Genomic DNA, 26,893 nt, shown 5'->3' with positions numbered 1-26,893 from the left:
CGGCATCATGAAAATCCTGATAACAGGCGGTTACGGTTTTATTGGTTCGGCTGTCGTCCGGCACGCCATTCAGCAGGCCGGTCATCAGGTGGTCAATATCGACAAGATGACCTATGCGGCCACCTCCCACGCGCTGGCGGATGTATGCGGGCATCCCAACTATACCGCTGTGAAAATGGATATTTGTGATTCTGAAGGTATCCAAAAGGTCTTTGCCGAGTATAAACCGGATGCGGTTATGCACCTTGCAGCAGAAAGCCATGTGGATCGCTCCATAGATGGCCCAGCCGCCTTTATGCAGACAAATGTTATGGGAACATTTGTTATGCTTGAGGCCGCCCGGTCCTATTTTGCCACGCTTGCGGGTGATAAAAAATCCCGGTTCCGTTTCCATCACATCTCAACGGATGAGGTGTTCGGATCTTTGCCTGATGATGGAACATGTTTTAACGAACACACGGCGTATGATCCACGGAGCCCGTATTCGGCAACCAAGGCGGCGTCAGACCATCTGGCACGGGCGTGGATGCATACTTACGGTCTACCGCTTATTGTTTCCAATACAACAAACAATTATGGGCCCTGGCAGTTTCCCGAAAAGCTGATTCCCTTGATGATTATTAACGCCATTGAGGAGCAGCCTTTGCCGGTTTACGGCAACGGGAGCAATATCCGCGACTGGTTGTACGTAGAGGACCACGCTCAGGCTCTGCTGATGGTGCTGACACGTGGCGTGCCGGGGCAGACCTACTGTATTGGCGCCCGCCAACCCCGCAGTAACAGCGAGGTGGTCAAAACCATATGCGCTATGGTGGACCAGATCATGCCCAGCCCCAAGGGGGCGCGGGACAGGCTGATAACATATGTGGCGGACCGGCCGGGGCATGACCAACGGTACGAAATTGACCCAACGGGGGTGGAAACCGCCTTGGGTTGGTCTGCCGCGCATGATTTTGAACAGGGGTTGGCCAGAACCATTGCATGGTATGTGGCAAACCGCTCATGGTGGCAGGGTATTCGCAACCAGTCCTATGCAGGCCAGCGCCTTGGAGCCAAATCATGATTCAAAAAGGCATTATTCTGGCTGGAGGTGCCGGAACACGGCTGCACCCCATGACCTTGGCAACCTCCAAGCAGTTATTGCCTGTTTTTGATAAACCCATGATTTACTACCCACTTTGCACGCTTATGCTGGCGGGTATTCGGGATGTGCTGATTATTTCCACCCCTGCGGACCTGCCTCAATTCCGGCGGCTGTTTGGGGATGGTGGGCACTTGGGTCTTCGCATTGCTTACGCGGAACAGCCTAGCCCAGATGGACTTGCACAAGCTTTTCTGATTGGAGAAGACTGGATTGCCGGCGATGCCTGTGCGCTGGTGCTGGGGGACAACCTGCTGCATGGGGACCACCTCTCTATGCTGTTGGGGGCGGCTGCATCCCGCCAGACAGGGACAACAGTTTTTGCCTATCAGGTCAGAGACCCGGAGCGATATGGGGTCGTGTTTTTTGATGAGGGTGGAAAGCCCGTTGATATTATTGAAAAGCCGCAAAACCCAACGTCAAGCTGGGCTGTGACCGGTTTATATTTTTACGACCACCGGGTGACCCAATTTGCCAGAACGCTCAAGCCTTCCGCACGGGGGGAGCTGGAAATTACGGACCTCAATACGATTTATCTGCGCGAAGGGACGCTGAACGTGGAACGGTTGGGGCGCGGCACAGCATGGCTGGATGCCGGAACGCCAGAATCCCTTTTGCAGGCTGCTAATTTTGTGCAGACCATTCAGGACCGGCAAGGCAATCTGGTTGGTAGCCCGGAGGAGGTTGCCTACCGCAAAGGGTATATTACCGCAGAGCAGGTTCAAACCTTGGCGGAGCGGATGGGAAAAACAGAACTAGGCCGTATTTTGCGGCATGTGAGTGATGGGCGTGACATTTGATGAACGTACAAAAACTATCCATCCCTGATGTTCTTCTGATAACACCACAAAAATTTGCTGATGAACGCGGTTTTTTTCTGAAACATGGAATGCGGATAAACTGAAGGCGCACGAGGTTCCGTCTACATTCGTGCAGGATAACCAGAGTTTTTCAGCGCAGAAAGGAACAGTGCGAGGGCTGCACTGCCAGACAGAACCGTATGCCCAAGGTAAACTGGTGCGGGTACTGCGGGGGGCAATATGGGATGTAGCGGTCGATATCCGGCAGGGTTCACCCACATATGGCCAGTGGGTGGCGGCAGAACTGTCTGTAGAAAACTGGACACAAATCTGGATACCATGCGGTTTTTTACACGGTTTTTGCGCATTGGTTCCCAATACCGAGGTGCTGTATAAAGTCACGGCTTCTTATGCCAAAGACTGCGAACGGTCTGTGCGGTGGAATGACCCGGCACTGGCTCTGCCGTGGCCTGTTGGGGCAGAAGAGGCTGTTCTGTCAGACAAGGACAGGGAAGCCCCCTTGTTTAATCCTCAGGATAACTGGTTTCAATACTGACAGTCTGTTGGACTTTGTCTTGATACGGCATCAAGGTTTTTTGAATTATGATCTATATTCTGCTTTCCACGTATAATGGAGGAAAATTCCTTAAGGAACAGTTGGAAAGCTTGCAAAATCAGACCGTCCAGAACTGGCATATTCTGTGGAGGGATGACGGGTCTGTGGACAATACTGTGTCCATTATGAATGATTTTATAAAAGAAACCGGAAAATGCACAAATTTTTCAGAAATTAATCATAACCTTGGTCCCTATGCCAGCTTTTTAACGTTACTCAAATTCGCAGGCACCATGATGCAGGCGGATGACTGCGTTATGTTTGCAGATCAGGACGATGTGTGGCTGCCAGAAAAAATTGCGAGAGCCTACGCTGTTCTTTCTGCATATGATTCTCAATTACCTGCGCTCTACTTTTCCCGTCAGAGGGTTGTAGATGCACAGCTGCGCCCGCTGGGGACCTCCGACCGTTTGCAGTTTGTCCCCTTGTTCCCAGACTGTCTGGCGCAGAATGTTGCAACCGGGTGCACAATGGCCCTTAATGCCGAGGCTGTAAGGGTGATTAACCAATTTACCGTGCCAGCCAACATTTATCATGACTGGTGGTCTTATATTGTTGTCGCCGCAGCCGGGGGGCGTTGTCTGTATGATGATGAAGCGACCATATTGTACAGGCAGCATGGTCATAATGCCATTGGTCATAAAAAAAGCTTTTACAAGCGTCTGGTTGCCGCATTGCTGCGTGGGCCAAAACACTTTATGAACCTGTTTCGGTCACACATCACAGCCTTACGACAAAGGGAAAACCTGCTGGCAGACACATCCAGACGGCAGCTTGCATGTCTGGCTCCGCGCAACCAGCGGATTCGTTTTCTGAGTGTTTTACGCATGAAAATGAAAAGGCAGACTTTTGCCGAGACATTTTTATTTTACGTTTGGGTGCTACTTGGGTGACGCCACTGTAAAGTATCTTATCATCAGGGGGATCGCGTGCGGTATTTGGTAACCGGGGGGCCGGTTTTGTTGGCAGCCATGTTGTGCTGGCTTTGTTGGATGCAGGGCACGAGGTGGATGTACTGGACAACTTTAGCACCGGGCACCGTGGTGCCGTGCCCGCGGCCGCAAAGGTCCATACGGTCGACCTGATAGATTATCAGGACACGGTGGATGTTGTGGCCGGGCAAAAATGGGATGGCGTGCTGCACTTTGCCGCACTCTCGCTTGTTGGGGCGAGCATGGCCGATCCTTTTTATTATCTGCGCCAGAATTATCTGACGAGCCTGAACCTTGTGCAGGCTTGCGCGCTGCATGGCGTTAAAAAGTTTGTTTTTTCGTCCACCGCGGCTCTGTTTGGCGGCCCCGAACGTGCAGACCCTATTCCTGAAACAGCGTTGATCCAGCCCGGCTCCCCGTATGGGGAGAGCAAGTTCATGATTGAGCGCGCCCTGCATTGGGCGGACAGCCTGTATGGGTTAAAGAGCGCCTGCCTGCGCTACTTCAATGCCGCCGGGGCAGACCCGCAGGGCCGCGCGGGGGAAGACCACGGACCGGAAACCCACCTTATTCCCCTAACCATTGATGCTGCGTTGGGTCGCAGGCCTGCGCTCAAGCTGTTTGGTACGGACTACCCAACGCGGGATGGGTCCTGCATTCGGGATTATATTCACGTGGCGGATCTGGCTGATGCGCACATTCGGGTGCTGGACCAGATCGAGGAGCGGAGCGTTGTGTACAACCTTGGCAATGGCCACGGTTATTCCAACCTCGAGGTCATTCAGAGCGTGGCGCGCGTTAGCGGTCTGACTGTGCCGTGGGAACCGGCAGCGCGCCGGTTGGGGGACCCTGCCGTGCTGGTGGCGGATTCCACTACCTTGCGTAAGGATACAGGCTGGCAGCCCCAATGGGGCGAGCTGGATAGAATAGTGGAAACAGCCTTCCGCTGGCGCGAAAAACACCCCAACGGGTACGGGGACTAACGGCCAGCCCGTGTTTTGGGGGCGCGTCAGTCGCTCCCAAACAGGTCGCGGGTAAAGACGCGGTCTTTTACATCCGCCAGTTCGGGGTGGTGCCGGTTGCTGACAATAATGGAGGAGAGCGCCTTGAACTCCTCCAGATTGCGCACTACGCGGGAGCCAAAAAACAGGTCTTCCTTCATGGCGGGCTCATACACAATAATTTCTATGCCCTTGGCCTTGAGCCGCTTCATAATGCCCTGAATGGAGCTTTGCCGGAAATTGTCGGACGCGGTCTTCATGGCCAGCCGGTAAATGCCAACCACCTTGGGGTTCAGGGCCAGAATCTGGTCGGCCAGAAAGTCCTTGCGGGTCCGGTTGGCATCCACAATGGCGCGGATCAGGTTCTGGGGCACCTGCATGTAGTTGGCTAAAAGCTGTTTTGTGTCTTTTGGCAGGCAGTAGCCGCCATACCCAAAGGATGGGTTGTTGTAGTGCTGGCCTATGCGGGGGTCCAGGCATACGCCTTCTATAATCTGGCGCGTATCCATGCCACGGGCCAGTGCGTAGCTGTCCAGTTCGTTAAAGAACGCAACCCGCATGGCAAGGTAGGTGTTGGCGAACAGCTTGATGGCCTCGGCTTCCGTTGCCTCGGTAAACAGGATGGGGACGTCTTTTTTAATGGCCCCTTCCACCATCAGCGCGGCAAAGCGTTCCGCCCGTTCACTGCGCTCGCCCACAATAATGCGGGAAGGGTGCAGGTTGTCATATAACGCACGGCCTTCGCGCAGGAATTCGGGGGAAAAGATGACCTGATCGGTCTGCATATCCGCCCGGACCTGCTCCACAAAGCCAACCGGAATGGTGGATTTGATAACAATGGTGGCGTCGGGGTTTATGGCGCTTACGCCAGCAATCACATCCGTAACGGAGGATGTGTCGAAATAGTTTTCCTGCGCGTCATAATTGGTGGGGGTGGCAATAATGACAAAGCTGGCGCCGTGGGCTGCGGCTGCAAGGTCTGTTGTCGCGGTGAGCGAGAGGGGTTTGTGGCGCAGGTAATCTTCAATCTCGGTGTCAATAATGGGGGATTCCCGGTTATTCACCTTGTTGACCCGGCTGGCATCCACATCAACGGCCATCACATCATGATGCTGGGCCAGCAGAATGGCGTTGGACAGGCCGACATACCCCAGACCGACAACTGCAATTTTCATAACCTCTCCCCAGCCTGCGCAACCGGGCCGTGTGGCCCCGGTTCAGTATGCCGTTGCAATACATGAGCGGAAAAAATCCGTCACGCTGTTTTGGGGCGTGGCCTTGGGGGCGGAAGACCGTGGTCCGGCAGACCTAGCGCGCCTGCACGCGCTGCTTGAGGGAGGCCGGACGGACCGGGATGGCGGTCTTTTTGGGCAAAATCACATACTCTTCAGCATATTTGCCCAGTTTGATGTCGCGCAGATGGGCCTTCAGGGCCAGCAGCGTCTCAAAGGAGTGGGGGTGGTAATCGGTTATGGTGGCGTCCCGCCCCACAACCAGTGTGGAATCTGCAAAGGCAATCAGCAGGCAGTGCCGTGTGTTGTCCAGAAAAAGCCTGCCTTCGCCTTTTGCAAAATAACCGCGCAACCGCTCGCGGGTTTTGGCAAACAGGTAATAAGCCGGTTTGTAAAAGGTTTTTCCCTCTTTTTCTTCCGCCCGCATAATCAGGAACGAGTGGCTCTGCGCAGGCGGCGGGATGAGCACATGGCTGGTGGCAAGGCCCCGCAGGCTGTATTCCAGCCGGGAGACCAAAACATCCAGAAGCTCATAAAAAAACCGAAAAAGATTATATTGGTATGTCATGGGTCGGTTGTGTTCAGGGCTGCAATGGTTAGGCGTTCCCTAACGGGTGTGGCGGTTTTGTCTGGTTGTGTCCGGTTTTACAATGCGTTCGTCTGTATGGCTTGGTGTGCAGGAGGCTGGGCAGACATGCTGTTTGGGCTGTGGCTTGCCATGTAGCCCTTGAGGCACAAACAGAAAGATGAATATTTTCTGACATTCGGTAAGGTCCATATGGCTGGCCCCGTCCTGCTCTGGCGGGTGTTCAGCCTTGCCCCCTATATTGGCGGGCGCAATGCCGGGGTGTGCAGCGTACCTCCGGTACGGATTGGTATGCCTGCTGTGGCAGTGGGCCGGTTATGAACAGATTGAGGAAGACAAGGCTGATGGTACTGAGGCGCTTTTTTGCACGGAGCAGGACAGAAACCAGCCAGCCCGCACGCTGGCAGAAACAGAAACCCGGTCGGATTTTTCTTTCCCTTCTCATGCTGTCTGGCGCGGTGACCGGCCTTGGGGCAGAGGGCGCGCAGGCGGCGGCTACGTCCTCCGTTGTGGCACGGCAGCAGGCCAGCACACCCTTCCACCCGGACCAGACGGACAGGGCTTTTCTGGCGGATCTGGAACACCGGACTTTTCTGTGGTTCTGGGAGTCGGGGGACCCAAAAACCGGGCTGGTGCCAGACCGCTACCCGTCCGACCAGACCCAGTCCAGCGTGGCTTCTATCGGTTTTGCACTTACGGCGTACGGCATTGGTGCGGACCGGGGTTACATTAACCGCCAGCAGGCCGTGGACCGGACCCTGACAACCCTGCGCTACCTGTGGCAGTTGCCGCAGAACGATACGCCAGACAAGGCTGCGGGTTTTCATGGCTTCTTCTACCATTTTCTCAAGCGGGAGAACGGGCTGCGCCTTGGCTCGGATATTGAACTGTCCAGCATAGATACGGCTCTGCTTATGCAGGGTGTGCTGTTTGCCAGCAGCTATTACACGCATGATTCCGCACCCGAGGCCGAGATCCGGGACCTTGCAGGCAAGCTGTTTGACCGGGTGGACTGGCGGTGGATGCTGCGCCCGGATAACCGGTTGAGCATGGGCTGGTCGCCCGAACACGGCTTTCTCTCCAATTATTGGGAGGGATATAACGAGGGGATGATGCTGTATGTGATGGGCCTTGGCTCCACCACGCATCCGCTGGACCCTTCATCGTGGCAGGCGTGGCTTTCCACCAACAAAAACCGTTGGGGCGAGTCCTATGGCCAGACCTTCCTCAACTTTGCCCCTCTGTTTGGCCACCAGTACACCCATGCGTGGATTGATTTTCGCGGTATTCGGGATGAGTGGAACCGCTCCACGGGGATTGATTACTTCGAAAACAGCCGCCGTGCGGTTTATGCCCAGAAGACCTACGCCACACAGAACCCCGGCAAATGGCAGGATTACGGGCCAAACGTCTGGGGCCTGACTGCGAGTGATGGCCCGGCCGAGACCACCAAGGTGGAAAACGGCCAGCAGCGCAAGTTCATGGCCTATACCGCGCGTGGCGTAGGGCGGGACTACACGCTGGATGATGGCACACTGGCCCCCACGGCGGCGGGTGGGTCTGTTGCCTTCGCGCCCGAACTGGCCATTCCCGCCCTGCGCACCATGAAGGACAAGTACGGGGACCGCATTTACAGCACCTATGGCTTTGTGGATGCCTTCAACCCCAGCTATCACGATGGCAAACAGGCCTACTGGGCGGATGACACCTATATTGGCATCGATCAGGGGCCGATTCTGCTGATGGTGGAAAACTGGCGGGACGGCATGGTGTGGAACACCATGAAGGAAAACCCGATTATCTGCCGTGGGTTAATGCGCGCAGGCTTCCGCGGTGGCTGGCTGGTAACCCACCACACCATTGTGGACCATGATGATGCGGTGCGGCTCAAGCAGCAGCAACAGGCGCAAACACAGGCTCACACGGGTTAAATTAAGGCCCGGCCTTTGTCAGTCGGCAGCAACGGGTGTCCGGTCATACGGACACCCGTTTTTTGTTGCTACCCTTGGTAAGATGCAATCTCGATCAGGTTTTCATCCGGGTCGTGGCAATAAACGGATGTAATGGGGCCAATGGCGCCAAGGCGGGCGACTGGGCCATCCACAATGGTAATGCCGCAGCCCTTAAGGTGTTCCACCACGTCCTCGCTGGTAATGGCGGTAATAAAGCACAGGTCGTTGCCGCCGGGCAGGGCGTGGGTTGCGGTGTCCCATCCTGCGGCATCATGCGGGCGGAGGTTGAGCTTCTGCCCGCCAAAACGCAGGGCTGTGCGGTTGTTGCGCCCGTATTCTTCCCGCTCCATGCCCAGCACACGCTGGTACCACGAGGCAGAAATTTCAACGTCCCGCACAGTCAGGACAACATGGTCCAGACGATCGACTGTAAAGCGCATGAAAACGACACAGCTCCTCTTCTGTCCGCCCCGCCACGGTGTGGTGGCGGGGCAGCCCCGTTGGGGGGTTACAGCTCAGCGTAGAAGTCGTTGCCCTTATCATCAATAACAATAAAGGCTGGAAAATCCTCAACTTCGATCTTCCACACCGCTTCCATGCCCAGTTCGGGGTATTCCAGCACTTCCACCTTGCGGATGCAGTCCTTGGCCAGCCGTGCGGCAGGGCCACCAACGGAGCCAAGGTAGAAGCCGCCGTATTTCTGGCACGCATCCCGCACGGCCTTGGAGCGGTTGCCCTTGGCCAGCATAACGTAGGAGCCGCCATTGGCCTGTAGCTCGGCCACGTACGAATCCATGCGCCCCGCCGTGGTGGGGCCAAAGGAGCCGGTGGGCATGCCTTCGGGCGTTTTGGCAGGGCCTGCGTAGTAAACAGGGTGGTCTTTAAGATACTGGGGCAGGCCCTCACCACGCTGGAGCCGCTCGCGGAACTTGGCGTGGGCAATATCACGCGCCACAACTACGGTGCCGGTCAGGGCCAGACGGGTCTTGACCGGGTATTGCGAGAGGGTCTTGCGGATTTCATCCATCGGGCGGTTGAGGTCAATGCGCACGGCTTCGCCCTCAAGGTGTTCGTCCGTGGTTTCGGGCAGGAAGCGCGCGGGGTCGTGCTCAAGCTGCTCCAGAAAGAACCCTTCCGCCGTGACCCGTGCCTTGATCTGGCGGTCCGCGGAGCAGGAAACGCCAATACCCACGGGGAGCGATGCCCCATGCCGGGGCAGGCGCACCACGCGCACATCGTGGCAGAAATACTTGCCGCCAAACTGTGCGCCAATGCCCAGCTTGCGGGTCAGCTCCAGCACCTTCTGCTCCATCTCCAGATCACGGAAGGCGTGGCCCGTCATGTCGCCCTTTGTGGGCAGGGCGTCATACCAGTGGGTGGAGGCCAGCTTGACGGTTTTGAGCGTCTGCTCGGCGGACATGCCACCAATAACAATGGCAAGGTGGTAGGGCGGGCAGGCGGACGTGCCCAGCGTGCGCACCTTGGCATCCAGCCATTCCAGCAGGTGCTGCTCGGACCCCAGCAGGGCGCGCGTTTCCTGGAACAGGAAGGTCTTGTTGGCCGAGCCACCGCCCTTGGCCACAAACATCAGGTCCATCTGCTCATCATGCACGCCTGCGGGGCTGGCAAAGATGTCGCACTGCACGGGCAGGTTGGTGCCTGTGTTCTTTTCGTCAAACATGGTCAGCGGGGCCATCTGCGAATAGCGCAGATTGGTGCGGGTGTAGGTTTCGTACACACCTTTGGAAAAGGCGATTTCCTCGTTCCCTTCCACCCATACGCGCTGGCCTTTTTTGCCAAATACGATGGCGGTCCCGGTGTCTTGGCACATGGGCAGAATACCGCCCGCGGCAATGCAGGCGTTCTTGAGCAGGTCAAGCGCTACAAAGCGGTCATTATCCGAGGCTTCGGGGTCTTTAAGGATGTTGGCCAGCTTTTGCAGGTGCGTAGGCCGCAGGAAGTGGGCCACCTCGTGGAAGGCGCGGGCCGTCAGTTCCGTCAACGCTTCGGGCGTGACGTGCAGAACGGTTTTGCCACCGCACTGCGATGTGCTGACGCCACCTGCAATATCCACCTTGCGGTAAGGTGTTGTGTCCTCCCCCAGAGGGAACAGGGGGGAATATGCAAATGCTGGTACTGGGGGCGGGGGGGCTGGCTGGTCATGGTCGTGTCTCTATTCTCTCCGTCGGCCTGACCCCCGCGCACCGGGGGTCAGGCTGGTGATGGTCCTTTGCGGCGGAAGGCGTCAAGGCTGACAACCTGAGAGGAGGAGTCGCCCTGTGCTTCCGCAGTGTCCCCGGCATCGGCCGGAGCGTGGTCTGCCTGTGCGTCTTCCTCATCCTCCACCGGCTCAAAATGCAGGGTGAAGTGGATGGAGGGGTCCGCAAACCCGGTAATGGCCCGAACGGGAATGACCAGTATGGAGCCAACACCCCCAAAGGACAGACCGACGGACACAATACCGGCATTGCGGTCCACGTTCAGGTCCCAGAACTGGTGTTGCAAGACGATGGTCATCTCATGCGGGTACTGGGCACGGAGCCGGTCGGGAATTTGCACGCCAGACAGGTCCGTGCGGAAAGTCAGATAGAAATGGTGCTCGCCCGCAAGCCCTTCGCGGCTCACATGTTCGAGCGCTTTGAGCATAACATCTCTGGAGGCCTCCTCCAGCCACTGGTCATAAGGCAGCAGGCTGGCAGGGGGGAACGCGTCATTTCCCGTGGTATCGTCGTGGTCATCAGCCATGCTTGGTCTCCTTGCTTTGGCCGGCGGGGGTGCGGCTGGCCAATCTTATCACTCTAGCGTCAGCCATGCGCGAAAGGTGTGGCCAGCGCAAGCGCCAAGGGGTGCCTGCGGCCATGCCCGTACAGGGCGCACAGCCGAACGCACCGCCAGAGGTCTCTGGTGGTGGAGCATACAGTATGGAGAAAGGGGCATGAAGTGGGAGGGCTTCTGTTGCCCGGTGCCCTCCCGAACCGCGCTTATTGCTTATGCAGCAACAGCGAGCACCTCAGTGTTATCATTGGCACTTGTAAAATTAGCCCGATAACGGTGGTACAATACCGGGCAAAAAAGATGTCTTTACTGCGCGTGTCGAGCCTGTTTCGTCCCCATCTGTCCGGGTCTTGCGATCCGGATATATGGTGGAGACGCCGGGTACCGCCCCCGGGTCCACTACGCCTATGCCACATCCCGTTTATTGCCATAGCCGCAAGAAATCTTCCGGCACCCCACACATAGGAACTTGGCTTCCAAAATGCAAGCGTCTGCTGGTGTTTCAGCTTTCCCGCCTGGGGGTATGCCTGCTACAACCGCGCGCATACACGCGGGCAACACCGTGTGCGCTGTCTGTTTTTTCTAGCATGGTGGAGATCCTGCGCATGTCACTGACCGAAGCTCAACGCGCCGAAATTGCGGCCCACGGGCAGGAAACATTCTCCACCCGCCGCCCCACCGTGGCAGCGCTCGAGGCCATGCTGTACGAACCGCAGGAGGTTCTGGACCACGGCTTTTTGCGTGTGATCGACTATATGGGCGATGATGCGGCCATTGTGCAGGCTGCCCGTGTTTCCTACGGCCGTGGCACGCGCAAGGTGTCGGAAGATGCGGGGCTGATCCGCTACCTGATGCGGCACCGCCATTCCTCCCCGTTTGAAATGTGCGAGATCAAGTTCCACGTCAAACTGCCCATTTTTGTGGCGCGGCAGTGGATTCGCCACCGTATGGCGAGCGTGAACGAATATTCGGCCCGCTATTCCATTCTGGATAGCGAGTTCTATTTGCCCGACCCCGCACACATGGCCGCCCAGAGCGAGGTCAACCGTCAGGGCCGGGGCGAAATTCTGGCCCCCGAGGCTGCGGCAGAGGTGCTGGACATCCTGCGTGAAGACGCCATGCGCACCTACCGTGATTACGAGCGCATGCTGGACGGAGAAAACGGTTACGGCCTTGCGCGTGAGCTGGGGCGCATCAACCTCACGCTCAACACCTATACGCAGTGGTACTGGAAGATTGACCTGCATAATCTCATGCACTTCCTCGCCCTGCGCATTGACCCGCACGCACAGTACGAAATTCGTGTGTATGCGGAGGCCATGCTGAAGATCCTGCACGCATGGGTGCCCACCACCGCCGCCGCGTTTGAGGAATACCGGCGTGGTGCGGTCACGTTCTCGGCTTCCATGATGGCGGTTGTGCGCCGCATGCTGGCGGGGGAAGTGGTGGAGCAGGCCGGTTCGGGCCTGAGCCGCCGGGAATGGGATGAAATGATGGCGACCCTCAAGCCCCCAGCGGCCTGAGGCATACCGCCTGACACATCCCGCGCGGGCTAGGGGCGGAACGTCCCTCCCCAGCCCGCGTGGTTTATCTGGTCAAAAACCGGATTTTAAGACTGCATGGCCCGCACAGCGGTGGCCACGGTATGGGCAATGGTGCGCCATGCCTTGCCGCCCTCGCTGTTGGGCGCGCCAATAACCAGCGGTACGCCGCTGTCCCCGCTGGAGCGGATATCCGCCAGAAGCGGAACCTCGCCAAGGAACGGCACACCCATGGCCTCGGCCTCCTTACGGGCGCCGCCGTGGCCGAACAGTTCCGTGTTGTGCCCACAATTGGGGCAGCAGAAGTAGGACATGTTCTCCACCAGCCCCAGCACCGGCACCTTGACTTTTTCAAACATGGTCACACCGCGGCGGGCGTCAATCAGGGCAATGTCCTGCGGGGTGGAGACAATAACAGCCCCGCTGAGCGGCACCTTCTGGGTGAGGGACAGGTGCGCATCCCCCCGTGCCCGGCGGCAGGTCCACCACCATAACGTCCAGATCGCCCCAGTCCACATCGGTCAGTAGCTGGTTGATGGCCCCCATAACCATGGGGCCACGCCAGATCATGGCGGCTTTTTCATCCACCAGCATACCGAGTGATACGGCGCGAATCCCCCATGCCTGCACGGGTTGCAGGCGGCCTTCCACCACTTCGGGCTTGCCGGAGGTGCCCAGCATACGGTGGAGGGACGGGCCATGAATATCGGCATCCAGCAGGCCGGTCTTCAGCCCTTCCATGCCCAGCCCTACGGCAAGGTTGACCGCCGTGGTGGACTTGCCCACCCCACCTTTGCCGGAGGCCACGGCAATAATGGTTTTAACACCGGGCAGAATGGGGGCGTCTGCTGCCGGGGCCTGCCCACCTAGCGGGCGGTGGCCACTCCCGGCGGGTGCGCGGGCCGCAGCGTTGGCCTTGGCAGCGGGTGCCCCTGCCGCCGGTGCGCCTGCGGGGCGGTGCGCGGTCAGAATAATGGTGGCGCTGGTGACGTTGGGCAGGGTTTTCAGCTTTTCGGACGCGGCGTCACACAGGGTGGACAGGGCCGGGGCCTGCTCCCGCGGGACGGTGAGCGTAAGGGTCAGGCGGCCTGCATCATCCACGGTGCAGCTTTCCAGCCGTCCGGCGCTGGCAAGGGAAACCCCGCTCTGTGGCGCTCTGACAGTGTCGAGCAGGTCCATCAGGGTGTCAGGAGAAAAAGGGGCATTCTGCGCCAAAGGTCTTGTCCTGTACTGTAGGGAGTTACAATGCTGTATGGTGGCAACAGCAGGGAGGGCGTTCCGTCAAGGGCGTTCACGGGTATAACGCCTTTTTTCCTGCCCCGTCGCCGGAAAGACGCCGCATTTTTTCTGGCACATACGGGGAGCTATGGGTAGAGGAACAGCCGGGGAATAACCGGTGGGCGAGGCAGAGCAGCGTCGAAAGGGTAGGATGCAGCAGGCACATATGGACAAGGCAGAGGCCACTCAGGGCGCCGGGCAGGTCGCGCAAGCGGCCCCCGCACGCAGCCGCCGTGACCACAGGATTGACGCCCTGCGTGGCGCCGCCCTGCTGATGATGTTTATTGACCATATTCCGCAGAACCTGCTCAACCGCTTTACCATGCGCAACGTTGGCTTTGCCGATGCGGCGGAGGTGTTTGTGCTGCTGGCGGGCTATGCCTCATGGCTGGCCTATGGGCGCGGCTTTACCAAATACGGCGTACTGCCCACCCTGCAACGCCTGTTCAAACGCTGCGTGCAGCTCTACATCGGCCAGACCATTATGGTCATGGCATACGTGTTTACGGTACGGGGCTGGCGACACTTTACCCCTGTTTCGGTCGACTATCTGGAGCCGGAGCTGGCCCACGGTCTGGGCTGGATCTGGCGGGTGATGATGTTTGATGCCTTGCCCTCCAACCTCAACATCATGCCGCTTTATCTTGTTCTGCTGACCGGGTTCCCCATTTTTTACCTGCTTATGCGGGTCCACCGCTCGCTTGCCCTGCTGCTGTCCGGCGCATTGTGGATGCTGGTGAACATGGACCCGGGGCTGAATTTCCCCAACTGGCTGGACCCTGATGGCTGGTACTTCAACCCGCTGGCATGGCAGTTCCTGTTCGCACTTGGGCTGACCGCCTCGGCGGAAACCCAGCAGCGTGGGCGGGACTTCCCCCGCGTGCCTGCTCTTGTGGCGCTGTGCAGTGTTTACCTGCTGTTTTCCGCCATTCAGGCTTTTCCATGGACCTTGTGGGGCCTGCCCGACATGCGCCCGTTTGGGGCTGCGCTGGCCCCTGCCAAAAGTTGGCTCTCGCCTTTGCGGCTGTTTGATGTGATGGCCATTTTCTACCTCGTCCAGTCGTCCGATGGTGTGCGCCAGTGGGCGGCCGAATCGTGGGTGGGGCAGGAGCTGGCCCGTGTGGGCCGCCATTCGCTGGAGGTGTTTGTGGTGGGCACCATACTGGACCTGTATGCACGCCTCATCTTCAGCACTTTTGGCGAGGGTTGGGCCTTGCAGGTTGCGGTAAACGTTGTGGGGCTGACCATTCTGATCGCCCTTGCCTCATGGCTGGACCGCCGGCGCGTGCGGGCGCGTGCGGGCAAGGTGGCCCCGGTGGCTGTGGCTCCGGCGGCATCCCGCAGCGCGGAGGGGTGAGTACCGCGGAACTTGCCGTTTTGGCAGACCGTGAATAACCTTAACCCTCGTTATTTATGTCTTGTCCGGCTCTGGCAGAAAGTTGTGTTGTCCATGCGCGTGTCCGTCCGTCTGTTCTGCTCTGTTTCTCTTTCCAGCCTGCTGGTAGCGGGTTTGGGGCTATCTGCCCCGCTGCACGCGGCGGAAGCGCCACCACCCGCCGTGGCGGCCGCTGGTGGGCGCGCGCCGGATAGCTTTGCAGACCTTGCCGCCAAACTGCTGCCTGCCGTGGTCAACGTCTCCACCACCCAGACCGTGCGTGAGGCCGAGGCGGAGGATGATGACGAGGACGATCAGCTCCCGCAGATGCCCAACTTCCCGCAGGGCTCCCCGTTCGAGAAGTTTTTTCATGACTTCATGAACCGCCAGACAGACCCCAACGCCCCACCTCGGCGGATGCAGGCGCTGGGTTCGGGCTTTATTATCGACCCCACGGGCTACATCGTGACCAACAACCACGTGATCCGCAAAGCCGACCGCATTACGGTCACCTTGCAGGACAACACGGTGCTGACCGCCCACGCCGTAGGGCATGATGACCGCACCGATCTGGCACTGCTCAAGGTGGACAGCAAAAAGCCGCTCCCCTTTGTGAGCTTTGGGGATAGCGAACACCGCCGGGTGGGGGACTGGGTGCTGGCCATTGGCAACCCGTTCGGCCTGTCCGGCACTGTTACGGCGGGCATTATTTCCTCCCGCGGGCGCAATATTGACCAAGGCCCGTATGATGACTTCATCCAGACCGATGCGCCCATCAACAAGGGCAATTCCGGCGGTCCGCTGTTTGATATGGATGGCAATGTCATTGGCGTAAACACGGCCATTTATTCCCCCTCCGGCGGGTCGGTGGGGATTGGCTTTTCCATTCCCTCCAACGAGGCGCGGAGCGTGGTGGAGCAGCTACGCAAGACGGGCAAGGTCTCCCGCGGGTGGCTGGGTGTGCGTATTCAGAACGTAACGCAGGATATTGCCGACGGGCTGGGCCTGACGCCTGCCAGTGGCGCACTGGTCGCCGGGGTGGAAAAGAACGGCCCCGCGGATAAGGCCGGGCTGAAAACGGGGGATGTGATCCAGAGCCTGAACGGTCAGGTGATCGAGGGCAAAGCTCTGCCGCGCCTGTCCGCCCAGTTGCCAGTTGGTACGCAGGCCAAGCTGGGCCTGTGGCGGCATGGCAAGGTTATGGAGGTGCCCGTTACTATTGGCGCTCTGCCCGAAGCGCCGGATGAGGCCCCCGCCAAAGCGGCCCCGGCTCCCAAATCATCCGCTTCCGTCAGCTTTGCGGACTTTGGCTTTACCGTTGGCCCGCTGGATGCGGCCGGGCGGCAGAAATACAACCTGCCCACCAGCCTGAAAGGCGTGTTGGTCACAACGGTCAAACCCGATGGTACCGCTGCGGACCGTGGCCTGAAGGAAGGGGATGTGATTACCGAGGTCCAGCAGGCCGAGGTCGGCACGCCAGCAGCGCTCAAGCAGCGGATCGAAGCCGCGCGTAAAGCCAAAAAACGCTCGGTTCTGCTTTTGGTGCATGATGCCGATGGCCTGCGCTGGATTCCCTTCCCCCTGAGCGCGGAGGACGCGCCCTGATTGCCCTGCTTACAGGCAGACGCGCACCTGCGCTGGACATAAGCCGCTACTGCCCGTGGCTTGCACGGTGGCTGGATAACGCCACCGTCTGCCAGACCATTCGTTTGCTGAGCGCCGTTGGCGTGGCAGGGTTTGTGGCGTGGCTGACCAACCTGCAGGAACCGGGCTGGGCGCTTATTACCTCGGTCATTGTGACCCAGAACAGCATTACGGACACAATCTCCAAAGGGCGGGACCAGCTTTTGGGCACGCTCATTGGGGCCACGGCCAGCATTGCGCCCATTACGCTCATTATGTTTCTGCACTGGCCGTTGTGGGTGGGGTTCACCATTGCCTTTGTGCCGCTGGCCATTCTGGTCTCGTGGAAGCCGGAGGCCCGCATGGGCGTGGTCACGCTTATGGTGGCCATTCTGTTCCCAACCGATAACGACCCCTACCTGCGTCCGATCGAGCGTGTGCTGGCTATTCTCATCGGGGTGGGGTCGGGCACACTGGTGACGTATCTGGTGCTGCACGAGCAGGCGCGGCGGGATGCTTTTCGCAACGCGGCGTTAACAGTGCGCCAGATTGTGGCCATGTTGCAGAAGGCCCGGAGCGGGCATGTGGAATGGTCCGTTATTCAGGACATGAATGACGAGTGTGCCGCTTCCCTGCGCAAGGTGCAGGCCGCACTGGAGGAAGCCCGGCGCGAGCACTGGCGCCCGTTGGATGAGCGGGACCCCATGCTGGCCCGTCTGCCTGCGGGTATTCGGCAGTTGCAAATGGATGCGCTGGTGGTGGCCCGCGCCATACTGGTTCTGCCCCAAACGGCCACGCCCGAGGAGCTGGAACAGGCCGCCAGTGTGCGCGCCGGTATGCTGCGTGGGTTCCAGTGGATTATCCAACGGTGCGAGAGCGAGGCCATTGCCCGCACGGGGGATGAATACCGCGTGGCGGCGGAGGTGATGTCCTCCCTGCCAACGGAAAATGAAACGGCAGACCCCATCATACGTTTTGTGGTGGGTATTCTGCTTACGGACCTGAGGCAGCTCATCCAGTTGCTGGGTGAAGATGATTCGGACCGTGCAGCCCCATAAGCAATAAACGTCGCAGCCTTTGCTGCCCGCCGTCGTGTGGACCAGCGCCATGCCAGTAAAGACTGCGCAGACAAAAAGGGGCGAACAGTATGACGGCGCAGCATAATCAGGTTGTCCGGGTGTATCAGACTGGTGGCCCAGATGTTCTGGTGCCCGAATTTGTATCGGTCCCTCTGCCCCACACGGGGGAGGTGCTGGTGCGGCAGGAGGCCATTGGGGCCAACTTCATAGACACGTATTTTCGGAGTGGGTTGTACAAATTTCCCACCCTGCCAGCTATTCCGGGCATGGAGGGGGCAGGTGTTGTGGAGGCCGTGGGCAAGGGCGTTGTGGGCTTAAGCGCGGGTATGCGGGTGGCCTATACCGGGGTGTTGGGCGGGTATGCCCAGTACCGGCTTGTTCCGGCAGACCGGCTGGTGGTTCTGCCAGACGGCATTTCCACCGAGACGGCGGCCGCCGTCATGCTGCGTGGCCTGTCTGCCCATATGCTGCTGTGGCAGGTGCACCGTGTGCGGCAGGGGGAGACTATTCTGGTCTATGCCCCCGCCGGAGGGGTGGGGCAACTGCTGTGCCAGTGGGGCAGCTACCTTGGCGCGCGGGTTATTGGCGTGACCTCATCGGAGCATAAGGCGGATATTGCACGGGCCTGCGGGGCGGCGGATGTGCTGGTGGGGATGGACAACCTGCCAGAGCGTGTGCGGGAGCTGACCAACGGTGCCATGGTGCCCGTGGTGTATGACAGCATAGGCCGCGCTACGTTTGAGGCCAGTCTGTCCTGCCTTGCCCCGCGTGGGCTTATGGTCAGCTACGGCAATGCGTCCGGCCCCGTTACGGGGGTGAATGTGGGCACACTGGCCGCCAAGGGCAGCCTGTACCTCACCCGGCCTACGCTCTCCAGCTATATTGGCGCTCGTCCGGCACTGGAGGCGGCAACACAGGAGCTGTTTGCCATGTTGGAGCAGGGGGCGCTGCGGCCTACCATTGGGCAGCGTTTTGCGCTGGCCGAGGCCCATAGGGCGCACGAGGTGCTGGAGGCCGGTGGCACCATAGGCAGCACCATTTTGTTACCCTAAGTATTTTTGCGCGTCAGGCATGAGGGTGGTCGGCAGTTATGGAGGCCAGATAGCATGACGTGGCGCGCCATTTACGCTACAACAGAACAGAAACGCCCGACCCCTGTTGGGTGGAACCCCAAATTGAGGATGCGCAAGACATGGCAAACTGCCCCGTAAAATGCCCCAAATCCCCCTGTGCGCGCGGTATTCTGGCTCTCGGCCTGATCGCAGCTGTTGTGTATTTCTTCCGCAAGAAGAAGTGCTGCGGCTAATCCGGCGTCGGGTCGGTTTCTGACCGGCCGACACAGGACAAAAACCCGTCTGGTCCGCCAGACGGGTTTTTTCTTTTGTGGTTGTTCTGGCTGCGTGTCAGGCGTAGCCCCGCACAGCTACGCAAAGCCGTGGCTTGTGTTATGGTGTGGGCGTTGTATCACTGCCGGTAATAAATCTGGCCTGGCGCAGTCTGCCTCAGGCTTCTGACGGAAAGGATTGAGAGTGTTGCATCCTCTTGTTTCCCGCTTTTCCTCCAAGGCTGCGGCTTCTGTAGCGGCATGTGCGCTCGGTTTTGCGGGGCTGGCCACGCTGGCCATGCCCAACGCGGCACATGCGCAGGCCTCTGTTCTTCTTAAAAGCCAGCAGGCGACTGCTGTGGTGGAAAGCGTGGACCGCGAAGCGCGTGAACTGCTGCTGCGTGAAGGTAATGGCCACCTGCTGACCATTGAATACGGGTCTGCCGTCAAGGACGTGCCGCACCTGCATGAAGGGGACGAGCTGAAAATCCAGTTCGTGGAAACGCTGGGCGCGCAGCTTGCACCGCCGGGCAGCCCGCTGCCGGAATCCACGCTGACCACGGCACGCGGCTTTGTGCACGGTCACCCGCGCGGTATTATTGCGGCCTTTAACCGCGAGCGCGCCATTATCAAGACCATTGACCTGCCGTCCAGCACCATCACCTTCTCCACGGAAGGGGATGACACGCTACACGTGGCCGCCCTGCGCACCAAGGCCATGCAGGACTTCCTCAAGACGCTCAAGATTGGCGATGTGGTGGATATTACGCGTGCGGAATCCATTACCTACATTGTGACCAACAAGGTTGTGCCGCAGCCTGAGCCAGCAGCCCCCCAGCTTGCCGCTCCGGCTGGCGAGGTTATGGCTCCGGTCGCAGCTCCAGCCGCGCAGTAACCATTCCCCTAAGCCCCCGCTTTTTCCCGCATCGGGTTTGGAACCGGATGTGGGGTTGAGCGGACAGGTTCAGGCATAAAAACTCCCCGCAAGGCGCGTCGCCCTGGCGGGGATTTTTTTGCGGCCTGTTGCTGCTGCCCGTTAACGGGGCGTGCGGCGGGTTAGCTGGCTTACGTCACGCACAGCGCCGCGGGCCGCACTGGTGGTCAGGGCCGCATAGGCCTTGAGCGCGTTGGACACCACACGGTCACGCTTGGGCTGCCATGCCTGATCGCCCAGATCATCCATCCGTGCCCGACGGTCGGACAGAACGCTGTCTGCCACAGCCACGGACAGGCGGCGGTTGGGAATGTCGATCTCGATCGTATCCCCTTCTTCCACCAGCCCGATCACGCCACCTTCGCCCGCTTCGGGGGAGATGTGGCCAATGGACAGGCCCGAGCTACCGCCAGAGAAGCGGCCATCGGTAATAAGCGCGCATTTTTCGGCCAGCCCTTTGGATTTGAGGTAACTGGTCGGGTACAGCATTTCCTGCATACCGGGGCCACCTTTGGGGCCTTCGTAGCGGATCAGCACCACATCGCCGGGGTTGATCTTGTCCCCCAGAATGGCGGCCACTGCGTCATCCTGACTTTCAAAGATACGGGCAGGGCCGGAGAATGTTTCCAGCCCGGCGGCAACACCTGCGGTTTTAACAATTGCGCCGTCTTCCGCCAGATTGCCGTACAGCACGCACAGCCCGCCATCCTGATTATAGGCATGTGCGCCATCGCGGATGGCCCCGTTGGTCTGGTCCGTATCCAGCGTTTTGTACGTGCTGGACTGCGAGAACGCGACCGTGGTGCGCACCCCGCCGGGGGAGGCGCTAAAGAAGTCCCGCGCTGCTGTCCGGCTTTCGGCTCCGGGGGCGCGGATGTCCCATTTATCCAGCGCTTCGGTCAGGTTGGCAGCGTGGACCATGTTCACGTCACGGTGCAGCAGGCCCAGCCGGTCCAGTTCACCCATAATGGCGGGAATACCGCCAGCACGATGCACGTCTTCCATATGCACGTCCGGGCGGGAGGGGGAGACCTTGCACAGATGCGGCACCTTGCGGGAGAGGCGGTCGATGTCCTTCATGGTAAAGGGCACTTCGCCTTCATGCGCTGCGGCCAGCAGATGCAGCACCGTGTTGGTGGACCCGCCCATGGCAATATCAACCGACATCGCGTTTTCAAACGCGGGCATGGTGGCAATGCTGCGCGGCAGGACCGAGGTATCACCCTGCTCGTAGTAGCGCCGGGCAAGGTCCACAATACGGTGGCCTGCTTCCACAAACAGGTTGCGGCGTGCGGCGTGGGTGGCCACAAGGCTGCCGTTGCCGGGCAGGGACAGGCCCAGTGCTTCGGTCAGGCAGTTCATGGAATTGGCGGTGAACATGCCCGAGCACGAGCCGCAGGTAGGGCAGGCGGAGCGTTCGATGGCAAGGGAGTCGGCCTCGCTCACACCCGGGCTTGCGGCGGCGACCATGGAGGTCACAAGGTCGGCGCGCTGTTCAATGTCATCCAGTGTGACGCGCCCGGCTTCCATGGGGCCGCCGGACACAAAAATGACCGGAATGTTCAGCCGCATGGAGGCCATGAGCATACCCGGCGTGATCTTGTCGCAGTTGCTGATGCACACAATGGCGTCCGCACAGTGGGCGTTCACCATGTATTCCACGGCATCGGCAATCAGCTCGCGCGAGGGCAGGCTGTACAGCATGCCGCCGTGGCCCATGGCAATGCCATCATCTACCGCAATGGTGTTGAACTCACGGCCAATGCCGCCTGCTTCGGCAATGGCATCGCAAACAAGCTGGCCCATATCCTTGAGGTGCACATGGCCGGGCACGAACTGGGTAAAGGAATTGGCGACGGCAATAATGGGCTTGCCAAAGTCGGAGTCTTTTACACCGGTTGCACGCCACAGGCTGCGGGCGCCTGCCATGTTGCGCCCGTGGGTGGTGGTGCGTGATCGGTAGCCGGCCATTATGGGGTCTCTCTGCTTCAATGCTGGGTCAATCAACAGGTGGTGGGGTATGCGCGGTGGTTCAACCGGCATGGGGGCGCACATTACGCCACATTGTGCTGGCTGTCAGGGCTGGATTATGCAGAAATCGTTTGGCAGGCTCCCTGTTGCCGGGGAGGCAGGTATGGGGTGCTGGTGCGTTACCCGCCGAGGTCCCTGATAACACTACAGTTTTGTGACAAAACTCTGTTTAATGGGACTTTCATGGGGTCTCTGTGTTGCAGGAGAGCACCGCGTTCAGTATTTCTCGCCCCATCCGGCTGATAGTTCGGAACGGAGAGCAGATGGAAATTCCCGCACGGCAGTCCCTGCCCGCGATGAAAAAAGCCCCTTCCCATCAGGGAGGGCAAAAGGGCGACCCCGCCTTCAGGCTTCTGGTTACGGCAACAGGTGTTGGCGTGCTGGTTGTTCTGGGCGCCATCATTGCCGTTATGGTGAGTGGTGGCTGGAAGGCGTTTGCAACCTTTGGCCCCGGCTTTCTGGTTTCCGCAGTGTGGAACCCGGTCACGCAACACTTTGGCGCGGCGGCACCTGTTTTTGGCACCGTCATAAGCAGTGCGCTCGCCCTGCTGGTGGCCGTGCCGCTGGCATTTGGCACAGCCTTCTGGCTGACGGCCCTTGCCCCGCCCGCCGCTGCCTCGGTTATTGGCATGGCCGTGCAGCTTCTGGCTGCTGTGCCGTCCATTATCTTTGGCATGTGGGGCTTTTTTGTGGTGGTGCCGGTGGTGGCGCATTACGTGCAGCCCGCCGCCCGCCAGTTTTTGGGGCATGTGCCCGGCCTGTCCGCCCTTGTGGCGGGGGCGCCGTTTGGCACGGGGCTGTTTACGGCCGCCCTTATTCTGGCGGTCATGATCACCCCCTCCATTACCGCCGTCATGCGCGATGTGTTCCTGTCCATGCCCGCCGTCCTGCGGGAGAGCGGTTACGGGCTAGGGGCAACACGGTGGGAGGTCATGCGCTACGTGGTGTTGCCGTGGTCCCGTCAGGGCGTTGTGGGTGGTATTGTGCTGGGCATGGGCCGCGCCATGGGTGAGACCATGGCCGTGACCTTTGTTATCGGGGATAGCAACCACATTGGCTGGTCGCTGTTTGCGCCGGCCAACACCATTGCCTCGCTGATCGCCCTCGAATTCCCCGAAAGCCCGGCAGGGAGCCTCAAGCTGGCGTCCCTCATGGCTCTGGGCGCCATTCTTATGGCCATCTCCTTTGTAACACTCTGGTTCTCCCGTTGGCTGCTGGCCCGTGGCGAACAGGCAGCAGGACGTTGAGGATGAAGGCAAACAATACCCTCATGCGGGCGGACCGCTCCGCCTCGCTGCTGTGGCGCCGCCATATGTGCGACAGGTTTGCCACGGTCATGAGCTGGCTGGGTATGCTCATTGTGGTGTGTATGCTCGGCTCCATCCTGTGGACCCTGTTCAAAAATGGTCTGGCGGGCATGAGCCTGCACCTGTTCACCATGTCCATGGCCGCGCCGGGGCAGCCCGGTGGTCTGGCCAACGCCATTATGGGCAGCATTATCCAGACCGGGCTTGCCATTCTTATCGGCGCACCGGCCGGGCTGATGACGGGCATCTATCTGGCGGAATACGGGGCGGGCAGCCGTATGGCGCGTACCGTGCGCTTTGTGTCCGATATGCTCCTGTCCGCGCCATCCATCCTGATCGGCCTGTTTATTTACATGATGCTGGTGGTGCCGTTTGGGCACTTCTCCGGTCTGTCGGGCGCTGTGGCACTGGCTATTCTGGCCATGCCCATTGTGGTCCGCACGACCGAGGACATGCTGCGCCTTGTGCCTGTTGCCATGCGTGAGGCAGGCATAGCGCTGGGCGCGCCCAAATGGCGGGTTATCCTGTTTATCTGCCTGCGGGCCGTGCGGGCGGGTATTATGACCGGCGTGCTGCTGGCTATTGCCCGCGTTGCGGGGGAGACCGCCCCCCTTCTGTTTACCTCGCTGGGCAATTCCGAATGGTCTTTGGACCTCGGGCGTCCCATGGCCAGCCTGCCCGTGGCTATCTACCAGTATGCCGGTTCCGCCTATCAGGACTGGATGCAGCAGGCCTGGACGGGTGCGCTGCTGGTTACGCTGGGTGTGCTTATTATTAATATTGTAGTGCGGGTTGGTACCCGCGGAGGACGGTCATGAGCGTAGAGGTTCCCGTGAAAACGACAGACATGACCCAGCCGTCAGACAGCGCGCCCACCAGCCGGGAGGCACACCCCGTGGCCATGCAGGTCCGGGATCTGAACTTCTATTACGGCACGTCCCACGCCCTGCACGATATTTCGCTCGACTTCCCCGAGCGGAGCGTTACGGGCATGATCGGCCCGTCTGGCTGTGGCAAGTCTACGCTGCTGCGTGTGCTCAACCGGATGTATGACCTGTACCCCGGCCAGCGCGCCACGGGTGAGGTTCTTTTTGACGGGCAGAATATTCTGCGCTCCGGGGTGGACCTTAACGTCCTGCGCTCGCGCATTGGCATGGTGTTTCAAAAACCCACGCCATTCCCCATGTCCATCTACGACAACATCGCCTTTGGCATCCGCCTGCACGAGCGTGTCTCCCGCTCCGAAATGGACGGACGGGTAGAAGACGCCCTGCGCCGTGTGGCCCTGTGGTCCGAGGTGCAGGACCGGCTCAGCGCGTCCGCTACCGCCCTGTCCGGCGGTCAGCAGCAGCGCCTGTGCATTGCCCGCACCATTGCCGTGCGCCCCGAAGTTATTCTGCTCGACGAACCCACAAGTGCGCTCGACCCGGTCTCCACCGCCCGGATCGAGGAACTGCTCGATGAGCTTAAAACCGAGTTCACCATTGCCATTGTGACGCACAACATGCAGCAGGCTGCGCGTTGTGCTGATCAGGTGGCGTTTTTCTATATGGGCCGCCTGATCGAAGTGGACAGCACCGCCCGTATGTTCACCACCCCGCGTGAACAGCAGACGCAGGACTACATTACAGGCCGCTTCGGCTAAAGCCTGAGCACAGGGCACGGAGGAAAGCGTTATGGGCAACGAACCAGCACATACCATTACCCGGTACGATCAGGAGCTTGACCGCCTGCGTGGCATTGTGGCGCGCATGGGCGGTCTGGTGGAGCGGCAGACGGCTCAGGCTATTGCCGCCGTGGTGAACCAGAATGAAGAAGCCGCTCTGGAACCCCCGGAGCTGGACCCCGAAGTGGACGCGCTGGAGCGCGAGGCCGAAATGCTGGCCATCCGCATTCTGGCTCTGCGTGCCCCCATGGCGGTGGACCTGCGCGTTATTGTGGCCGTGCTGAAGATGAGCGGCGACCTTGAGCGGATTGGGGATTACGCATCCTCCATCGCGCGCCGGGCGGCCAAGGTGGAGGTTCTGGACGGAGCCATCTCCTTTAGCGCCCTGCGCGCAATGGCCCGGCTGGTGCAGGAAAACCTGCATATGGCCGTGGAATCCATGGTGGAGAGCGATGCTGAACGCGCGCAGGAAGTCTGGAAGGCCGATACGGCAGTGGACGAACTGTACACCACCATGTTCCGCGAATTGGTGACGTATATGATGGAAGACCCCCGCAAGATCGGGCCGTGCATCCATCTGCTGTTCGTGGCCAAAAACCTTGAACGGATTGGCGACCACGCCACCAATATTGCCGAGCGCGTGTATTACGCTGTTACGGGTGAAATGCTGCCATCCGTGCGCCCTCGTGGTGGGGCCGCGCGGACCAACGTTGAACAGCCAGAGTAAAAAATACCAGCGTAAGTCTGTGCTGGCGCGCCGGTCTGGCTGGTGCGTCAGCCCGGTATTGCCCCCTTTGAGGGGGTCAGGCCTGCGGCGTAAACGTGCGGCGTAGGCCTTCGGGCAGCCCTATGGGGGTTATGCCCAGAGTGGCCTGCATGGGGCCAATATCAAAATTCTTGTTTTCCAACAGGCGGCGGATTTCGTCTTTGCCAATGCGGGGGAGCCCCGGCACGTGGGCAAAAACCTGTGCAAACGGCATGAGCAGCCACGCGGGCAGGCGGACGGTGGGCCGGGGCGCAGCCCTGCGGCTTGGGCCACCATGCGGGTAAACTGCCAGTAGGGCACGGCATCCCGCCCCGCAATAATCAGGCTGTGCGGGCCATCCCACGGTATGTTTAGCGCGGCCAGAATGGAGGCCGTTACATCCCCCTGCCATATGGGCTGCACCAGCGCGCGCCCGCCATCGGGGAGTGGGGCGAGTGGCAGGTAGCGCAGCAGCGCGGCCAGCCGCTGCACGTTGTTCTCCCCCTGTGCGCCGTAAATCATGGTGGGGTGCAGAATAACGCCCTTACGGCCAGAAGCCAGCAAAGCCCGTTCCCCCAGAAGCACGCCATTGCCGTGGGCATCTGGCCAGCGGGTAAACCTGCGGGTGCTGCCAAGGCACACCAGTTGCGCGGTAGGGGGCGCTGCTGCCAGCAGGGCGGGAATGTTGCGTGCGTGGGCTGTGCAGACAATGTGCGTTGCATCGGCCAGCGCGGTGCGTAGGGGGGCAGTCGGGCCGCTTAGGTCCGCAATACGCGGGCTGTCCATGCCGGTGGCTTTGGCCGGGTTGCGTATAATGGGCACAACCCGTGTGCCCTGTGCCGCCAGTGCATGGCATACAGCCCGCCCGGACCGGCCCGATGCGCCAAGAACATGTACGGTCAATGGAGCGGCCAAAAGTCGGGGCATGGGGCTGTGGGCTGCAAGCCGCGTTGGG

Annotated in this window: 22 protein-coding genes, 1 other RNA gene and 4 pseudogenes; 18 read left to right on the top strand and 9 right to left on the bottom strand. The window is 59.9% G+C overall.

Annotation, left to right across the window (positions count from 1 at the left end):
• The first annotated feature begins 7 nt into the window (after nucleotides 1-7).
• The 5 genes and pseudogenes from rfbB (at nucleotide 8) to galE (ending at nucleotide 4,472) form a co-directional block, all read left to right on the top strand.
• Nucleotides 8-1,063, top strand: coding sequence for a dTDP-glucose 4,6-dehydratase (rfbB, locus tag AGA_RS00915; protein WP_059022611.1), 1,056 nt, complete (start codon nucleotides 8-10; stop codon nucleotides 1,061-1,063).
• The gene (rfbA, locus tag AGA_RS00910) at nucleotides 1,060-1,941 is read left to right on the top strand and encodes a glucose-1-phosphate thymidylyltransferase RfbA (RefSeq protein WP_059022610.1); all 882 of its coding nucleotides are present in this window, start codon (nucleotides 1,060-1,062) and stop codon (nucleotides 1,939-1,941) included. Before rfbB ends, rfbA begins: the two co-directional genes overlap by 4 nt.
• A pseudogene (gene rfbC / locus AGA_RS00905) lies at nucleotides 1,941-2,497 on the top strand (dTDP-4-dehydrorhamnose 3,5-epimerase). Before rfbA ends, rfbC begins: the two are co-directional and overlap by 1 nt.
• A 47-nt stretch (nucleotides 2,498-2,544) precedes the next feature.
• Complete coding sequence (locus AGA_RS00900; RefSeq protein WP_059022609.1) at nucleotides 2,545-3,450, top strand: glycosyltransferase family 2 protein; 906 nt, start codon at nucleotides 2,545-2,547, stop codon at nucleotides 3,448-3,450.
• 36 nt (nucleotides 3,451-3,486) lie between these two features.
• Nucleotides 3,487-4,472 (top strand): annotated as a pseudogene (galE, locus tag AGA_RS00895) (UDP-glucose 4-epimerase GalE).
• Nucleotides 4,473-4,498: 26 nt separating this feature from the next.
• Here the strand turns inward: galE and AGA_RS00890 are convergent.
• Nucleotides 4,499-5,665 carry a nucleotide sugar dehydrogenase gene (locus tag AGA_RS00890; protein WP_059022608.1) on the bottom strand — a complete coding sequence of 389 codons (1,167 nt, stop codon included), beginning with the start codon at nucleotides 5,663-5,665 and terminating at the stop codon, nucleotides 4,499-4,501.
• A gap of 133 nt (nucleotides 5,666-5,798) precedes the next feature.
• Nucleotides 5,799-6,290, bottom strand: coding sequence for a hypothetical protein (locus AGA_RS00885; RefSeq protein ID WP_059022607.1), 492 nt, complete (start codon nucleotides 6,288-6,290; stop codon nucleotides 5,799-5,801).
• A 210-nt stretch (nucleotides 6,291-6,500) separates the two neighbouring features.
• On the opposite strand from AGA_RS00885, the gene AGA_RS14295 reads away from it, so the two are divergent.
• Together AGA_RS14295 and AGA_RS00880 are read left to right on the top strand one after the other, a co-directional pair.
• Nucleotides 6,501-6,629: a hypothetical protein gene (locus AGA_RS14295; protein WP_264811839.1), complete on the top strand. Its 129-nt coding sequence runs from the start codon at nucleotides 6,501-6,503 to the stop codon at nucleotides 6,627-6,629.
• A gap of 122 nt (nucleotides 6,630-6,751) precedes the next feature.
• Nucleotides 6,752-8,239 (top strand): glucoamylase family protein, encoded by a 1,488-nt coding sequence (locus AGA_RS00880; protein WP_157065360.1) that lies wholly within the window; start codon nucleotides 6,752-6,754, stop codon nucleotides 8,237-8,239.
• A gap of 68 nt (nucleotides 8,240-8,307) precedes the next feature.
• Here AGA_RS00880 and AGA_RS00875 read toward each other — a convergent pair whose 3' ends face one another.
• From AGA_RS00875 to AGA_RS00865, 3 genes are all read right to left on the bottom strand, one after another.
• Nucleotides 8,308-8,700: a VOC family protein gene (locus AGA_RS00875; RefSeq protein WP_059022606.1), complete on the bottom strand. Its 393-nt coding sequence runs from the start codon at nucleotides 8,698-8,700 to the stop codon at nucleotides 8,308-8,310.
• A 68-nt stretch (nucleotides 8,701-8,768) separates the two neighbouring features.
• Nucleotides 8,769-10,373, bottom strand: a complete 1,605-nt coding sequence (locus AGA_RS00870; protein ID WP_059022605.1) for a fumarate hydratase — start codon at nucleotides 10,371-10,373, stop codon at nucleotides 8,769-8,771.
• Nucleotides 10,374-10,471: 98 nt separating this feature from the next.
• A complete protein-coding gene (locus AGA_RS00865) occupies nucleotides 10,472-11,005 on the bottom strand; it encodes an SspB family protein (RefSeq protein ID WP_059022604.1) in 534 nt (177 codons plus the stop codon).
• A 65-nt stretch (nucleotides 11,006-11,070) separates the two neighbouring features.
• On the opposite strand from AGA_RS00865, the gene AGA_RS14290 reads away from it, so the two are divergent.
• Nucleotides 11,071-11,199 (top strand): hypothetical protein, encoded by a 129-nt coding sequence (locus tag AGA_RS14290; RefSeq protein ID WP_269448045.1) that lies wholly within the window; start codon nucleotides 11,071-11,073, stop codon nucleotides 11,197-11,199.
• Here the strand turns inward: AGA_RS14290 and ssrA are convergent.
• Nucleotides 11,200-11,526, bottom strand: a transfer-messenger RNA (tmRNA) gene (gene ssrA, locus AGA_RS13320).
• Between the two features lie 114 nt (nucleotides 11,527-11,640).
• On the opposite strand from ssrA, the gene thyX reads away from it, so the two are divergent.
• Nucleotides 11,641-12,558 (top strand): FAD-dependent thymidylate synthase, encoded by a 918-nt coding sequence (gene thyX, locus AGA_RS00860; protein WP_059024557.1) that lies wholly within the window; start codon nucleotides 11,641-11,643, stop codon nucleotides 12,556-12,558.
• Nucleotides 12,559-12,644: 86 nt separating this feature from the next.
• On the opposite strand, the pseudogene AGA_RS00855 reads toward thyX, so the two are convergent.
• Nucleotides 12,645-13,755 (bottom strand): annotated as a pseudogene (locus AGA_RS00855) (Mrp/NBP35 family ATP-binding protein).
• A gap of 265 nt (nucleotides 13,756-14,020) precedes the next feature.
• Between AGA_RS00855 and AGA_RS00850 the strand changes: the two are divergent.
• The 5 genes from AGA_RS00850 (at nucleotide 14,021) to AGA_RS00830 (ending at nucleotide 20,150) form a co-directional block, all read left to right on the top strand.
• Nucleotides 14,021-15,211 carry an OpgC family protein gene (locus AGA_RS00850; RefSeq protein ID WP_157065263.1) on the top strand — a complete coding sequence of 397 codons (1,191 nt, stop codon included), beginning with the start codon at nucleotides 14,021-14,023 and terminating at the stop codon, nucleotides 15,209-15,211.
• Between the two features lie 93 nt (nucleotides 15,212-15,304).
• Entirely contained in the window at nucleotides 15,305-16,834 is a 1,530-nt protein-coding gene (locus AGA_RS00845; protein WP_059022602.1) for a DegQ family serine endoprotease, read from the top strand.
• A 104-nt stretch (nucleotides 16,835-16,938) separates the two neighbouring features.
• The gene (locus AGA_RS00840; RefSeq protein WP_231945870.1) at nucleotides 16,939-17,910 is read left to right on the top strand and encodes an FUSC family protein; all 972 of its coding nucleotides are present in this window, start codon (nucleotides 16,939-16,941) and stop codon (nucleotides 17,908-17,910) included.
• A gap of 89 nt (nucleotides 17,911-17,999) precedes the next feature.
• Nucleotides 18,000-18,983, top strand: coding sequence for a quinone oxidoreductase family protein (locus tag AGA_RS00835; RefSeq protein ID WP_059022600.1), 984 nt, complete (start codon nucleotides 18,000-18,002; stop codon nucleotides 18,981-18,983).
• Between the two features lie 480 nt (nucleotides 18,984-19,463).
• Nucleotides 19,464-20,150, top strand: coding sequence for a hypothetical protein (locus AGA_RS00830; protein ID WP_059024556.1), 687 nt, complete (start codon nucleotides 19,464-19,466; stop codon nucleotides 20,148-20,150).
• A gap of 141 nt (nucleotides 20,151-20,291) precedes the next feature.
• On the opposite strand, the gene ilvD is transcribed toward AGA_RS00830, so the two are convergent.
• Nucleotides 20,292-22,160 carry a dihydroxy-acid dehydratase gene (gene ilvD, locus AGA_RS00825; RefSeq protein ID WP_059022599.1) on the bottom strand — a complete coding sequence of 623 codons (1,869 nt, stop codon included), beginning with the start codon at nucleotides 22,158-22,160 and terminating at the stop codon, nucleotides 20,292-20,294.
• 323 nt (nucleotides 22,161-22,483) lie between these two features.
• Here ilvD and pstC point away from each other — a divergent pair, with 323 nt between their 5' ends.
• From pstC to phoU, 4 genes are read left to right on the top strand one after another with little or no spacing between them, the layout of a single operon-like run.
• On the top strand, nucleotides 22,484-23,467 hold the full coding sequence (gene pstC, locus AGA_RS00820; protein WP_059022598.1) for a phosphate ABC transporter permease subunit PstC: 984 nt from the start codon (nucleotides 22,484-22,486) through the stop codon (nucleotides 23,465-23,467).
• Between the two features lie 2 nt (nucleotides 23,468-23,469).
• On the top strand, nucleotides 23,470-24,345 hold the full coding sequence (gene pstA, locus AGA_RS00815) for a phosphate ABC transporter permease PstA (protein ID WP_059022597.1): 876 nt from the start codon (nucleotides 23,470-23,472) through the stop codon (nucleotides 24,343-24,345).
• 29 nt (nucleotides 24,346-24,374) lie between these two features.
• Nucleotides 24,375-25,172, top strand: coding sequence for a phosphate ABC transporter ATP-binding protein PstB (gene pstB, locus AGA_RS00810; RefSeq protein ID WP_059024555.1), 798 nt, complete (start codon nucleotides 24,375-24,377; stop codon nucleotides 25,170-25,172).
• Between the two features lie 31 nt (nucleotides 25,173-25,203).
• Nucleotides 25,204-25,920 carry a phosphate signaling complex protein PhoU gene (phoU, locus tag AGA_RS00805; protein ID WP_059022596.1) on the top strand — a complete coding sequence of 239 codons (717 nt, stop codon included), beginning with the start codon at nucleotides 25,204-25,206 and terminating at the stop codon, nucleotides 25,918-25,920.
• Between the two features lie 76 nt (nucleotides 25,921-25,996).
• On the opposite strand, the pseudogene AGA_RS00800 reads toward phoU, so the two are convergent.
• Nucleotides 25,997-26,865, bottom strand: a pseudogene (locus AGA_RS00800) (NAD(P)H-binding protein).
• Nucleotides 26,866-26,893 lie beyond the last annotated feature (28 nt).

It is taken from the genome of Acetobacter ghanensis (genome assembly GCF_001499675.1).
Taxonomy (GTDB): Bacteria; Pseudomonadota; Alphaproteobacteria; order Acetobacterales; family Acetobacteraceae; genus Acetobacter; species Acetobacter ghanensis.
Note: the sequence above shows the minus strand (reverse complement) of the source record. Positions and strands in the feature narration are given on the sequence as shown.

Bases quoted from the DNA above. Each gene is read 5' to 3' on its own strand.
- rfbB (WP_059022611.1), top strand. From the start codon at position 8: ATGAAAATCCTGATAACAGGCGGTTACGGTTTTATTGGTTCGGCTGTC.
- rfbA (WP_059022610.1), top strand. From the start codon at position 1,060: ATGATTCAAAAAGGCATTATTCTGGCTGGAGGTGCCGGAACACGGCTG.
- AGA_RS00900 (WP_059022609.1), top strand. From the start codon at position 2,545: ATGATCTATATTCTGCTTTCCACGTATAATGGAGGAAAATTCCTTAAG.
- AGA_RS00890 (WP_059022608.1), bottom strand. From the start codon at position 5,665: ATGAAAATTGCAGTTGTCGGTCTGGGGTATGTCGGCCTGTCCAACGCC.
- AGA_RS00885 (WP_059022607.1), bottom strand. From the start codon at position 6,290: ATGACATACCAATATAATCTTTTTCGGTTTTTTTATGAGCTTCTGGAT.
- AGA_RS14295 (WP_264811839.1), top strand. From the start codon at position 6,501: ATGGCTGGCCCCGTCCTGCTCTGGCGGGTGTTCAGCCTTGCCCCCTAT.
- AGA_RS00880 (WP_157065360.1), top strand. From the start codon at position 6,752: ATGCTGTCTGGCGCGGTGACCGGCCTTGGGGCAGAGGGCGCGCAGGCG.
- AGA_RS00875 (WP_059022606.1), bottom strand. From the start codon at position 8,700: ATGCGCTTTACAGTCGATCGTCTGGACCATGTTGTCCTGACTGTGCGG.
- AGA_RS00865 (WP_059022604.1), bottom strand. From the start codon at position 11,005: ATGGCTGATGACCACGACGATACCACGGGAAATGACGCGTTCCCCCCT.
- AGA_RS14290 (WP_269448045.1), top strand. From the start codon at position 11,071: ATGCGCGAAAGGTGTGGCCAGCGCAAGCGCCAAGGGGTGCCTGCGGCC.
- thyX (WP_059024557.1), top strand. From the start codon at position 11,641: ATGTCACTGACCGAAGCTCAACGCGCCGAAATTGCGGCCCACGGGCAG.
- AGA_RS00850 (WP_157065263.1), top strand. From the start codon at position 14,021: ATGGACAAGGCAGAGGCCACTCAGGGCGCCGGGCAGGTCGCGCAAGCG.
- AGA_RS00845 (WP_059022602.1), top strand. From the start codon at position 15,305: ATGCGCGTGTCCGTCCGTCTGTTCTGCTCTGTTTCTCTTTCCAGCCTG.
- AGA_RS00835 (WP_059022600.1), top strand. From the start codon at position 18,000: ATGACGGCGCAGCATAATCAGGTTGTCCGGGTGTATCAGACTGGTGGC.
- ilvD (WP_059022599.1), bottom strand. From the start codon at position 22,160: ATGGCCGGCTACCGATCACGCACCACCACCCACGGGCGCAACATGGCA.
- pstC (WP_059022598.1), top strand. From the start codon at position 22,484: ATGGAAATTCCCGCACGGCAGTCCCTGCCCGCGATGAAAAAAGCCCCT.
- pstA (WP_059022597.1), top strand. From the start codon at position 23,470: ATGAAGGCAAACAATACCCTCATGCGGGCGGACCGCTCCGCCTCGCTG.
- pstB (WP_059024555.1), top strand. From the start codon at position 24,375: ATGACCCAGCCGTCAGACAGCGCGCCCACCAGCCGGGAGGCACACCCC.
- phoU (WP_059022596.1), top strand. From the start codon at position 25,204: ATGGGCAACGAACCAGCACATACCATTACCCGGTACGATCAGGAGCTT.